This window comes from Bacillus cereus group sp. BfR-BA-01330, from assembly GCF_022663885.1.
Lineage (GTDB): Bacteria > Bacillota > Bacilli > Bacillales > Bacillaceae_G > Bacillus_A > Bacillus_A cereus.
In genome coordinates this window covers 1,056,611-1,069,033 of the sequence record NZ_JAKUGK010000001.1, presented here as the reverse complement: position 1 = coordinate 1,069,033, position 12,423 = coordinate 1,056,611, and the positions used below count along the sequence as shown (strand labels likewise).

Here is a 12,423-nt window from a genome sequence, read left to right as displayed (position 1 = left end):
CTCCCACACTGATTCTTGGATTACAAATAACCAGATAAATTTTCTTATTTGTATATTTTTCCTATTTTTCCAAAACATAATGTTATCTACCTATTATAAGGAGGAACAATTATGTTTGGGAAAACAGCCGGTGAAGCATTAGTTGATTTATTAATTGACTGGGGAGTAGAACACATATACGGCATGCCTGGAGATTCCATTAATTCTATCATTGAAGCTTTAAGAAAAAAACAAGATAAAATTAAATTCATTCAAGTTCGCCATGAAGAAGCTGGTGCATTAGCAGCGGCTGCCTATGCGAAATTAACAGGAAAACTTGGCGTTTGTATGGCAATTGCAGGACCTGGTGCTATTCATTTATTAAATGGTTTATATGATGCGAAACTCGATAAAGCCCCTGTTCTAGCAATTTCAGGTCAAGTAGAAACCGATTTACTTGGAACGGACTTTTTCCAAGAAGTAAATTTAGAAAGAATGTTTGATGATGTTGCGGTTTATAACCAGCGTATTATGTCAGCAGAGCAACTACCTGCCGTAGTGAATCAAGCAATTCGAATGGCTTATACGAAAAAAGGTGTATCCGTTCTTACAATTCCAGATGATGTCCCTAAATTCGAAGTAAAAAATGGTGCCCGTGTTACAAATACTTCTTTTACTTTGCCTGAGTTGTTTCCACAAAAAAACGATTTAGATGCAGCGAAACTCGCAATAAATGAAGCGAAAAGGCCTGTGATTTTAGCTGGAAAAGGAACAAAACATGCGAGAGAATCTTTACTTGCATTGGCAGAACATATTGGTGCTCCAATCGTACTTACATTACCAGCTAAAGGAATTATTCCTGATGAACACCCTCTTTGTATTGGTGGATTAGGATTAATTGGAACGAAACCTTCTTATGAAGCAATGAAGCATGCAGATACTTTAATTATGGTCGGTACTTCTTATCCGTTCACCGGCTTCTTACCTGAAAAAGCAAAAACAATTCATATCGATACAGATCCTGCCCAAATCGGGAAACGTTATGCGACAGATATTGGTTTAGCTGGTGATGCTGATAAAACATTACGATGGTTAATTGAAAATGTTGAAGAACACACAGACCATTCCTTCTTAGAACATCACCAAGAAATGATGAAAAAGTGGGAAGAAAAATTACACGATCAAGAAGAAGACTCTTCCATTCCAATTAAACCACAACGCGTTATGCATGCTCTGCAGCAAGTAGCACATGATGACGCAATTCTATCAGTCGATGTCGGAAATGTAACAGTATGGACCGCAAGACACTTCCGTATGACAAACCAGCAATTTGTCATTTCTAGCTGGCTCGCAACACTTGGTTGCGGTTTACCTGGTGCTCTTGCTGGAAAAATTGCATTCCCGGATAAACAAGTATTTGCAGTTTGTGGTGATGGCGGATTTGGAATGACGATGAATGACTTCGTAACAGCTGTAAAATATAAATTGCCAATCGTTGTCGTCGTATTAAACAATAATAAAATTGCGATGATTAAATTCGAGCAAGAAGTTATGGGTAATATCGAATTCGAAACAGATTTAACGAACCCTGATTTTGCAAAATATGCAGAGGCGTGTGGAGGTATTGGATACCGTGTTGAGAATTTAGATGAACTCCTTCCCGCTTTCGAAAATGCAGTAAAACAAAATAAACCGTGTATTATTGATGTAGTTGTAGATGCTAACGAAGCACCAATGCCAGCAAAAATCACATTTGGTCAAGCCGCTGGTTATACGAAGCATATGATAAAAGAATTATTTGAAGAAGGTAAGATTGATTTACCTCCACTTTAATCGAAAAAAGATAGCTGAAAACAATTTGTCTTCAGCTATCTTTTTTATTTTTGTATCTCTCTATAAAAAGAAAAGTCATTCATAGTTGGTTGTACTTGTTTCTCTACTTGTAATTCTTTACTTTCCCTCTCTAGCTTTCTCACATTTCCTAACTTAATCGCATCTTGCATGCCATTACTAATTAGATTTCCAGCTAAAATTGTCATACTATAAAAAGCAATCGGTATAAGTACAATCCATGTATGAGTAGTTAAATGACGGAAGTTTTGACCAATTAGGCCGGTCCATTCTTTTGTTACACTATCTGCCTCTGTACCAAAGATAATTGTTCCACCAAAAAATAACTCTAACAAGCCAAGATGCAAGAGAAGTAATAAAGTACTCACAAATTGTTGAGCAACAAGTAAAAAAAATGATGGTAATACGTGTGGCCATACGTGATTTTTCACTCTATGCCATTTACTGCCCCCAAGCACAGTTGCTGCCATCATAAATTCTTCTCTTTTTATCCGACGGACTTCCTGCGCTGTATATAACATAATTGTTGGTACCGCTAAACATGTAAGGATAACCATTTGAAATATTACCCTTAAATGAAACGGCTCTGGTACTGTCCCATTTTCAAACACTAAACCTTCCTTTAACACAAAAAAAGAAATCATAACCATAGGTACAATGCTGAACGGATCAAAAAAAGATGCTATAACTGGAAAAGAACGTTTGCTATACATACCAAGAAGCAAACCAATACCTCCTCCAACTATAACTCGTAGAATCGCTATAATTACGCTCGCACCAACTGTCCATTTCGCTCCTTCTATTATTAGCTGGAAAAGATCGCGTCCTTTCTCATCACTACCGAACCAAAATTTATTCGACGGTGAAAATGGAGCAGCCTCTAGTTCTCCTTTTTCGTTATACATCATCGTAAGTTCACGGATATTCCCATCGAAAAATAAAGTATTTCCAATACTAACAATCATAAGTACGCTTAAAAAAGTAACACCAAACCAAAATCTCACATCTCTTTTTACAACTTGCCACATGCTAAACACGCTCCTTTATTACATTTTGTAAAAACGTATGTAATAAACGAAATAGTATAAAAAGCGGTACGTATAATATAATTAAACTTACTGTAAATATTTCTAATTTTGAATTTTCTTTTACAAAAACAAACATACCGTACGTATTAAATATCCATTCAATAATATATAAATTTGATAACATAAATAAAATATTTGTTTTTGCATAATAGATTGTTGTTAACAAAACATTTCTTGAAATATGATTTGTTAAAATATGTCGTAAACTAAGCCCTTTACTTTTAGCAAATATACTATAATCTTTCTCTAATTCTTCTCTGAAACGTAATAGTAGTAGCTTAATAAATAATAGTGTTGTAGGCAAAGTTAGACATATTATTGGCAATAGGTGAGCCCTTTCCTCCCCAATCCCCGCTAGTTTCACTGGCATAAAGCCTGTCTTTTGAAAGATTATTACGACTAGAAGTTGCGATAATAAAATTATTAAAATATCTGGGATGCTTTCAAGTACGACAAAAATCCCATTCCACATTCGTTGCTTTGATTGAGACCGTTGTAATACCCACACAACGAGAACATACGCAATAAGTAATGACAGTAAAAATGCCGAAATAAATACAAACATTGTCTCTAAATAATGAATCCATATTTGCGGAAATAATTTCCTCGAATCTCGAAATCCATATGTAATTTCCCAAGGTTGGAGTAACTTTCCTCCAATAAACACAATCGTGTGCCAAAAACCAATTAAATCAATTTGTAATCCCTTAAATAATCGAGGAAGCGCACCTAAACAGATTATACATAGAATTGCAGCGAATAATTGTAAACAAGTAATCCCACACCACTTAGCAGTTCGCATCAACATAACTATTACCCCCTTTAAAAAGAATATTCAGAAAAAATAAACCTCTTTAACCACACCTTGAATTCTCTTTTTCCCACTTAGTAAAATAGCTTGGAATAAACACGTAACAAAAAATAATCAACCAAACACGATAAATCCCAAAAGTAATTTTTTTAAAGTTTCATTTTGGTATATATACCTAATCCCTTCTTTAAACTCTGTTATTAACATCTTCAAATTAACTTCTTTCCATTTTGTTCTACCATTTGGTAAACGAACTTTTTCTGGAATGGAGATCGTTTGAATCAAAATACCACTCGTAATAAAAGTAAGTATATTTACTAAAATGCTCCCGTAAATTCCAAAAGTCCAGTACACCATCGTTGCAATTCCTACACCAAACAAAGCATACAAACTATTTACCATTTGATTAATACCCGCTGCTGCACCATATTGGTCTGATTCAACTACTCCCTGTATCATCGATTGTTCTGATGGAGAGAAAAATTGTATACATGCATTTTCCAAAAATAAAAATATAAAGACAAGTATAATCATCCCGTAATAAAGCGAAATTAGGATTCCAATATTACAGAGCGAACAACATATGTTACTTACTGTACAAATACGTTGTCTATCAAATCGATCCACTACTGTCCCTACTAATAGAAAAAAGATTAATGCAGGTAATGCAATCATAATTTTTGTCATCGTTGCGTAAACTGGTTGTTTTCCGTATTGATCTAACAAGTAAAACATTAAAGAAATTCCAGCAATCATAGAACCGAGTCGCTCTAAAATATTTGCTAGAAAAAACGTGCATACACTTTGTTGCGAAATAACTGTAGCATTTCTTTCATACTTCGTATCCTTCCTCTCGACAAAATAGTATTATTTTAGTCATTTCTTGGAAGTTACATTATATTTTTCGACCATTATCCAATCTTTTCCTTCTTTATGAAAAACATAAAAAAGAGCCCCTATTTTCAAAACAAGGACTCTTTTCATAAAATAAAACTTTAATCAGCCCTCACCAATCGGGCTGCCTGGCAAATAGCGGGATAAACTATTTAGCTACCTCTTCTTTCGGCATTACCATACCTTTATAAAGTTGAACAGTTATCCAGTAATAGATGAAATAAATGACTAAGAATATCCCAATTGGCACCCACACTTTTACAAACGGGTCAACTAATATAAAGCTGAATAAGTTAAGCCCTACTAAAACGTGAGAAATGCCAATGATTGCTGGGAAGATAAATAAATATGAAATTTCTTTATATATACTTTTCGTTAACATACTGCGTCTCACACCAATTTTTCGTAACATTTCATAACGGCGTACGTCGCGAGAAGCACCTGTTAATATCTTGAACATAAGGGAACTTGCCATCATTGCTAAAAAGGCAATTCCGAGGAAAAATCCCATAAACATTGTTCCGCTCATGAAGCTGTTCATAAACTGATAAATTGTCATTTTCGTAAATAAGTCTACCTTTTCACCTGTTGCTTTTTCAATTTGTGCTTTTTGTCTCTTGTCTATTTCGATCAATAACGGTTTATATTTTTTCATATCATCTACTTTTGCTAATGTTACAGTGTGTTCTGTTCCTTGAATTCCTTTATAATGCTCTTCGTCTGCAATTCTTACTGGTTTTCCGTTAAATTGATTATGCGTAATTTGTATCTCTCTTACAACTGCGTCTTCCCAATCCTTTGGCATACGAGGGAATTTTGCTAATTCAGGAGCCTCTAAAGCTGAATATACAGGTTCTGTTAAAGGTTCAGTCACACGTTTACGAACAGGCTCTTTTAACGTTTTTGTATCAAAATGGTCTGAAACAAGTGGTGGTTTCGCAGTTAAGTCGTTACGTAAATAATAAACCGCTTCTCCATCTACTTTATATTTGTACTTGCTTTCTTCAACAATTTCCATTTCTTTTAAGGCAGCTTTGTCTTGATCATTCGGATCATGAATTACAACATCATATACACGAGAAAAGTCTGTCATAATACCTACATTTTTTTGGAAAGCCATACCTGCCGTCATCGCACCTGCGCCTAATGCAATTAACATCGCTACAGTACCTAATACTCTCGATAAACTATTTACTCGAAAGCGTAGCTGTGCATATGTAAAACTATTTAGACCAGTTTCATTTCGTTTTTTATTCCCCTTAATTTTCATCACAAAAAATGGGAGTAATGAACTAAAGATAAAATATGTTCCAAGTGTTGTAACGATGGTTGCTATAATAAAACCTAATTCAGCATATATTTTTACATTGATCATAAAATAGTACCCTATACTTACTAGTAATACACCAAGTACTGTCATTATAATAATGCGAGTTTTACTTTTCTTCACTTCATCTAGTGTTTCATCTTCACGAATTAACTCTAGTTCAGTTTTACGTAACAATCGGACACTGTTCATTAAGCCAGTAATGAAAAATAGTATTAAGAAGAAAATAGCTGTAACTAAAATTGCTGGTGTGTATACAGATGCATAACTACCTTTTGCTGAAATTTCCATTCCATTCATTAAAAAATTTCCTGCTACACTTGCAAGTAACATCCCTACTAAAATACCGATAATAATACTGACAATACCCATACCGAATGTTTCAATAAATAATAACTGTGCTACTTTTTTCTTTTTTGCACCAAGCATCATGTACATACCGAGTTCTTTTCTTCTTAACGTGAGTAAGAAAGAGTTGGCATATATAATATAAAATACAGTAATGAAAGATAATAGTATTGCACCTACCCAAAAGACGAGTCTAATACTACTAATTAGGCTATTATCTTTCGTAAATTCGCTATTCATCGCCATCGTTTGGAACATATAGAAAATACTAATACTAATAACGAGGCCAATAAGTAAAACCATATAATCTTTTAACATTTTTTTCATACTATGACGTGATAATTTAAATAACATAGTTTCGCCCCCTACTTAGACTCAGCAGCTGAGCCCATATGAGCGAGCACACCTAAAATGTCTTGATAGAAATTCTCTCTAGTGCCTTGACGATTTAATTCTTTATAAAGAAGACCATCTTGAATAAATAAAATACGCTCACAATAACTTGCACTAAATGCATCATGTGTAACCATCAAAATACTTACATTGTGATTTTCATGTAAATCTTGCATTGCTTCTAATAAACTTTTTGCGTTTTTACTATCAAGCGCACCTGTCGGTTCATCTGCTAATACAATTGCTGGATTATGTACTAAAGCTCTTGCCGCCGCTGTTCTTTGCTTTTGTCCACCAGAAACAGCAGTTGGATATTTTGTTAAAATTTCAGTAATCCCTAATTTCTTCGCAACGTCATTTACCTTTCCAGTAATCTCACTTGATGGTACGCCTTGCAGAGAAAGTGGTAAAGCTATATTTTCATAAATTGATAAGTTTTCTAGTAGATTAAAATCTTGAAAAATGAAACCTAATTTTTGAGAGCGAAAATCAGATAACGCATTGCCCTTCATAGAAGTAATATTTGTACCAGCTATCGTCACACTACCACCTGTCGCTTGGTCAAGTGTACTTATCACATTAAGTAAAGTCGTTTTTCCAGACCCAGAAGGACCCATAATCCCGACAAATTCTCCTTCTTTAATACTTAACGATACACCCCTTAATGCTTTTGACTGATTCTCATTTCTTTTTCCATACGTTTTTTCTACACTTTCTACAGTAACTACATTTGTTGACATCTCTTTCACTCCATCCCTTTTGTATAAAATTAATTTCTCACATATTTCTTATTATTTTGTCATGTAAATCCTTAAGATTTTTTAATTATTCATTCAATAAGAGTTACACCTGTAACATGAACCTATTTCCTACTTCATATTCTCATTTTTCTACAACTCGTTCCCTCGATTTCGCTTACATTTACCTTACATTTTTGTAAGATAAAAAAGAAAACACACTAATTTCTAATAGTGTGTTTTCTTTTTTATCAATATTTTCTATTCTTTATTTCTTCTTCAATAGTTGCCACAAATACATCTAGTGCAATAACTTCTGACTTCTCTTCCCCATATTTACGTACATTTACAGCTCCGTTTTCCATTTCCTTATCTCCAATAACAAGAACATACGGTACTTTTTGCATTTGTGCTTCTCTTATTTTATATCCTAATTTTTCATCTCGTGCATCTTGTTCAACACGAACTCCAGCTTGTGCTAATTTAAGTGCAATCTCATTGGCATATTGTTCATGTACTGCATTTGAAACTGGAATTACTTTCACTTGAACTGGTGCCACCCATGCCGGGAACGCACCTCCAAAGTGCTCAATTAATATTGCTAAGAAGCGATCTAATGACCCTAAAACTGCCCTGTGAATAACAACTGGTCTTTTCTTTTCATTATTTTCATCTATATAATTTAAATCAAATTTCTCTGGCATTTGGAAATCAAGCTGGATTGTTCCGCACTGGTGACTTCTATTTAAAGCATCTTTAATATGAAAATCAATTTTCGGCCCGTAAAATGCACCGTCACCTTCATTTAGTCTATATTTATAATTTAGCGATTGTAATACATTTTCTAATGCTGCTTCTGCTTGCTCCCATAATTTATCATCACCCATTGAGTCTTCTGGACGAGTAGAAAGCTCTACTTCATATTCGAATCCAAAAGTTTTATATACGTAATCAATTTGCGCCATTACTGATTTAATTTCATCTTCAATTTGTTTTGGAGTTACAAATAAATGTGCATCATCTTGGCAGAAAGTACGTACTCTTAATAATCCGTTTAAGGCACCACTAAATTCATGGCGATGTACTTGACCAAATTCACACATACGAATCGGTAATTCACGATAAGAATGCAATTTGTTTTTAAACATAAGCATGTGCCCTGGGCAGTTCATCGGTTTTAATGCAAAACTTTTATTATCTACTTCAGAGAAATACATATTATCTTTATAATGTCCCCAGTGCCCTGATCTCTCCCATACTTCTTGGTTCATCATGAACGGAGTGCGTACTTCTTGATAATTGTACTCTTTTTGAATTTCTCTTAAAAATGCTTCCAATTCGTTACGAATCATTTGTCCTTTCGGTAAATAAAATGGCATTCCCGGAGCCTCTTCAGAAAACATAAATAACTCAAGCTCACTGCCTAACTTACGATGATTTCTTTTTGCTGCTTCTTCAACGAAATGTAAATACTCTTCTAATTCTTTTTGAGAAGAGAATGCAACACCATATATGCGCTGAAGCACTTGGTTATTACTATCACCTCGCCAATATGCACCGGAAACGTGAGTTAATTGAAATGCTTTCAAATAACCTGTAAATGGTAAATGTGGCCCTCTACATAAATCTACAAATTCACCTTGTTTATATAGTGTTACACTTTCCCCACTAGGAATTGCTTCTAAAAGTTCTAATTTCAAGCGATCGTTCATTTCTTGAAACAGTTTTGCTGCTTCTTCTCGAGAAACCTCAACTCGTTCTATCTTTATATTTTCATTTATAATCTTTTTCATTTCTTTTTCTATTTTCCGTAAATCTTCTACGTTTACACTACTTGGAAGATCCATATCATAATAAAATCCATTTTCAATAACAGGCCCCACCCCAAGATTTATATCACCATACAATCTTTTTACAGCTTGCGCTAAAATATGTGCCGCAGAGTGTCTTGCAATTTCTACACCTTCATTTGAATCTATAGTAATGATTTCTACTTCCGCATTTTCTTCAATCTTTCGGCGTAAATCATATAATCCATCATTTACTTTCCCCGCGACTGCTTTCTTTTTCAAACTACTGCTAATGGATCCCGCAATTTCTTCTAAAGTAACTCCATTTACAAATTCTTTCACGCTACCATCTGGAAATTTAATTTCAATCATTTGTTCTTTCATTTTTCATCTCTCCATTTCATAATAAAAAGCACACTCATCCCTAACATAGGGACGAGCGTGCTTTTACCCGTGGTTCCACCCAGATTCCCATCACAAAATGCAATGGCTTCTTTTACGGTAACGTCGTTTATACGGCACTAGATACTTAATTTCCCCAGTGCAGCTCTAAGGTGGTAAGTTATTTTTCTGCGTTAGGAAGTTCTCAGCTTTCCTTCCTTCTCTGTATAACCGGGGAAAATAACTCGTGTCCTTTTCTTCGCTTTTTATGAAATTGAATACAAAAAAGCATATTCATCCCTAAATATAGGGACGAATATGCTTATATCCGTGGTTCCACCCAGATTCCCATCACAAAAAACATAATGGCTTCTTTTGCGATAACGTCGCATACACGGCACTAGATACTTAATTTCCCTAGTGCAGCTCTAAGGTGGTAAGTTATTTTTCTGCGTTAGGAAGTTCTCAGCTTTCCTTCCTTCTCTGTATAACCGGGGAAAATAACTCGTGTCCTTTTCTTTGCTTTTTGTAAAACATCCATTTATTGTTATTTAATATATCTTATTCATTTTATTTTTGCAAGTGTTTAAAAAAATTATTTATTTAATTAAAAAAGTGAAACCAAATTTTTTTGGTTTCACTTCACAATTTTACCAATCTTGTGGTTCGTAATTTAAGTCTGCAAATAGACGTCTTTTCTCTTTCTTTGTTAAATCTCTCCACTGCCCAACTGGTAAATTATTCAATTCAATATTCATAATTCTCGTACGTTTTAACGTGTATACTTGATAACCTAAAGCTTCACACATACGGCGAATTTGACGATTTAGCCCTTGTGTTAAAATAATTTGGAACTCATATTTTGATAACTGTGTAACCTCACAAGGAAGCGTTTTTGTTCCTAAAATTTTAACACCCGCTGCCATTTTCTCTAAGAAATCAGGTGTAATTGGCTTATCTACTGAAACAATATATTCTTTCTCATGTTTGTTTTCAGCACGTAAAATTTCATTAACAATATCACCATCATTCGTTAACAAAATTAAACCGTCTGAGTCTTTATCAAGACGTCCAATGTGACTAATTCGTAAAGGATGGTTCACTAAATCGATAATATTACCTTTTACTGATTTTTCACTCGTACATGTAATACCTACTGGTTTATTTAAAGCGATATATACGTGATCTCGAGCAATTCGAAGCTGCTCTCCATTTACTCGTACATCATCACCTGGGTTCACTTGGTCACCAATTTTTGCAACCTTACCGTTAATAATTACTCTTCTCTCATTAATTAGTTTATCCGCTCCACGTCGAGACGCTTTTCCAGCTTCACTAATAAATTTATTGATACGCAAATTAGGCACATCCTTTTCTAAAAAAATTTCAAGCTCACACTGCTTCTACCGTACAATACAAAAGGGTAAGCCTCCTATTATAACTTAAATATATTAACATGAAAGGGTATATAACGTCTTCTATTAATTACTTGTTTATAAGAAAATATCTTTATTATACATTCATTTATACACTTTTTCAGCGTTTAATATACAAGCCATTCTTCCTTACATACAGCTTGTTTTCCTTTTATCTCTTCTATATCTTCATGAATATTAGCTAATTTATATAAATCTGGGAAAATCTCTTTCACATAATGTTGATGCGTCTGTTCATCTTTCCAATACGTTAACACTATGTAACGATTTTCATTTTTTAAAGACTTCCCAACTACTCCACCTAACATTCCTTTTGCTTTTTCCATTCCTTTATTCCAAATTGTTTCTTGCTTCTGTAAAAAATACTTTTCCTTTTCCACCTTTACATCACATATAGCAACTCTTACGAATGATCCTTCTGTAACAACGTCTTTCAAATGCGTATCAGTTATATCATACAACGTTTGAAATAATTCAATTTCACACGAAAGAAACGTATCCTCTTGATTACTATTTAAATAAATTGTATCGTGAGCACCATTCATAAATGATTGATATGTACTTCTATCTTCCCATAAAGTAAATACACATGCCTCATCTTCATACCATCCACCAAATTGTCCATGAAAACCATCTAGATGCCGTATATCACTCCATTTTTCTTGCGCATTTGAAAACAATTTCTTTTTCTCTTCTTCCACCTTACAGTAGATCGTTTTTAGTAACATTTTTAATTCCCCCTTTAGCATATAATTTATCTTCTTCTCACAATAATTAGTTCACATAATATTTTTATAATCACCCTAATACTCTTTATAGACATATAGAACTAATCATATTTATCACTACATCTATCAAAACATCTATCGAATTTAATTTCAAATGATTCAGAATAAAAAAAGATGTAACTCTTAATGAATTACATCTTTAGCTAATCTCCCTTATTCATCTTTTTCTCAAATAAATAATACGTAATTTCTCCCGGATAATGTACTACTGCTACCTTCCTTTCCCCTTTTTTAAAACTAACAGTATGCCCGTTTTCCCCTAAGTTCTCCCATCCATTTGCTTTTGTAATAGGCATTACACTTATATATTGATAGTCCTCTTCATTATCATCGTTAATATGGATTGCTGACATTGGCACTGGAAAATCTTTAATTTTAGATTCTTTGTCTACATATATGAGTGCAAATAAACCAACTAATAACATAGCCATTGAAATACTTAAAACCAGTTTTCTTCTATTCATTTTCACTAAAAACCCTCTTTTCTCGCATATAGCTTTCATCATTTTATTAAATTTAATTATTCATGTATATAAAATAAGTAATTTAAATTATTTCTAACCTATTTTCTCTACTTTAAACAACATTATTGTTATATAT

The 12,423-nt window shown here is 33.7% G+C and carries 9 protein-coding genes, 1 pseudogene and 2 other annotated features; of the genes and pseudogenes, 1 reads left to right on the top strand and 9 read right to left on the bottom strand.

All coding sequences use genetic code 11. The features are described from left to right. Positions 1–111: 111 nt before the first annotated feature. Positions 112–1,812: a pyruvate oxidase gene (locus tag MR112_RS05460; protein ID WP_000467241.1), complete on the top strand. Its 1,701-nt coding sequence runs from the start codon at positions 112–114 to the stop codon at positions 1,810–1,812. A gap of 44 nt (positions 1,813–1,856) precedes the next feature. Here MR112_RS05460 and MR112_RS05455 read toward each other — a convergent pair whose 3' ends face one another. From MR112_RS05455 to MR112_RS05415, 9 genes and pseudogenes are all read right to left on the bottom strand, one after another. Further along, entirely contained in the window at positions 1,857–2,858 is a 1,002-nt protein-coding gene (locus MR112_RS05455; protein ID WP_242244833.1) for an ABC transporter permease subunit, read from the bottom strand. A 1-nt stretch (position 2,859) separates the two neighbouring features. Then, positions 2,860–3,726 (bottom strand): ABC transporter permease subunit, encoded by an 867-nt coding sequence (locus MR112_RS05450; RefSeq protein WP_242244832.1) that lies wholly within the window; start codon positions 3,724–3,726, stop codon positions 2,860–2,862. A gap of 120 nt (positions 3,727–3,846) precedes the next feature. After that, positions 3,847–4,565, bottom strand: a pseudogene (locus MR112_RS05445) (MFS transporter); the annotation flags it as partial. Positions 4,566–4,771: 206 nt separating this feature from the next. After that, on the bottom strand, positions 4,772–6,652 hold the full coding sequence (locus MR112_RS05440; protein WP_226368453.1) for an FtsX-like permease family protein: 1,881 nt from the start codon (positions 6,650–6,652) through the stop codon (positions 4,772–4,774). An 11-nt stretch (positions 6,653–6,663) separates the two neighbouring features. Then, on the bottom strand, positions 6,664–7,431 hold the full coding sequence (locus MR112_RS05435; protein WP_000106426.1) for an ABC transporter ATP-binding protein: 768 nt from the start codon (positions 7,429–7,431) through the stop codon (positions 6,664–6,666). Positions 7,432–7,679: 248 nt separating this feature from the next. Next, entirely contained in the window at positions 7,680–9,602 is a 1,923-nt protein-coding gene (gene thrS / locus MR112_RS05430; protein ID WP_063219978.1) for a threonine--tRNA ligase, read from the bottom strand. A 44-nt stretch (positions 9,603–9,646) separates the two neighbouring features. After that, positions 9,647–9,868, bottom strand: a binding site (T-box leader). Positions 9,869–9,904: 36 nt separating this feature from the next. Beyond that, positions 9,905–10,128, bottom strand: a binding site (T-box leader). 121 nt (positions 10,129–10,249) lie between these two features. Beyond that, positions 10,250–10,957, bottom strand: coding sequence for a 23S rRNA pseudouridine(2604) synthase RluF (gene rluF, locus MR112_RS05425; RefSeq protein WP_001222171.1), 708 nt, complete (start codon positions 10,955–10,957; stop codon positions 10,250–10,252). 185 nt (positions 10,958–11,142) lie between these two features. Further along, positions 11,143–11,763 carry a DUF4937 domain-containing protein gene (locus MR112_RS05420; protein WP_242244831.1) on the bottom strand — a complete coding sequence of 207 codons (621 nt, stop codon included), beginning with the start codon at positions 11,761–11,763 and terminating at the stop codon, positions 11,143–11,145. Between the two features lie 203 nt (positions 11,764–11,966). Continuing rightward, positions 11,967–12,329 (bottom strand): hypothetical protein, encoded by a 363-nt coding sequence (locus MR112_RS05415; RefSeq protein ID WP_002197739.1) that lies wholly within the window; start codon positions 12,327–12,329, stop codon positions 11,967–11,969. Between the last annotated feature and the right edge of the window lie 94 nt (positions 12,330–12,423).

Excerpts from the sequence above, each read along its gene's own strand:
- MR112_RS05450 (WP_242244832.1), bottom strand. The coding sequence starts at position 3,726 with ATGTTGATGCGAACTGCTAAGTGGTGTGGGATTACTTGTTTACAATTA.
- MR112_RS05435 (WP_000106426.1), bottom strand. The coding sequence starts at position 7,431 with ATGTCAACAAATGTAGTTACTGTAGAAAGTGTAGAAAAAACGTATGGA.
- MR112_RS05455 (WP_242244833.1), bottom strand. The coding sequence starts at position 2,858 with ATGTGGCAAGTTGTAAAAAGAGATGTGAGATTTTGGTTTGGTGTTACT.
- thrS (WP_063219978.1), bottom strand. The coding sequence starts at position 9,602 with ATGAAAGAACAAATGATTGAAATTAAATTTCCAGATGGTAGCGTGAAA.
- MR112_RS05460 (WP_000467241.1), top strand. The coding sequence starts at position 112 with ATGTTTGGGAAAACAGCCGGTGAAGCATTAGTTGATTTATTAATTGAC.
- MR112_RS05415 (WP_002197739.1), bottom strand. The coding sequence starts at position 12,329 with ATGATGAAAGCTATATGCGAGAAAAGAGGGTTTTTAGTGAAAATGAAT.
- MR112_RS05440 (WP_226368453.1), bottom strand. The coding sequence starts at position 6,652 with ATGTTATTTAAATTATCACGTCATAGTATGAAAAAAATGTTAAAAGAT.
- MR112_RS05420 (WP_242244831.1), bottom strand. The coding sequence starts at position 11,763 with ATGTTACTAAAAACGATCTACTGTAAGGTGGAAGAAGAGAAAAAGAAA.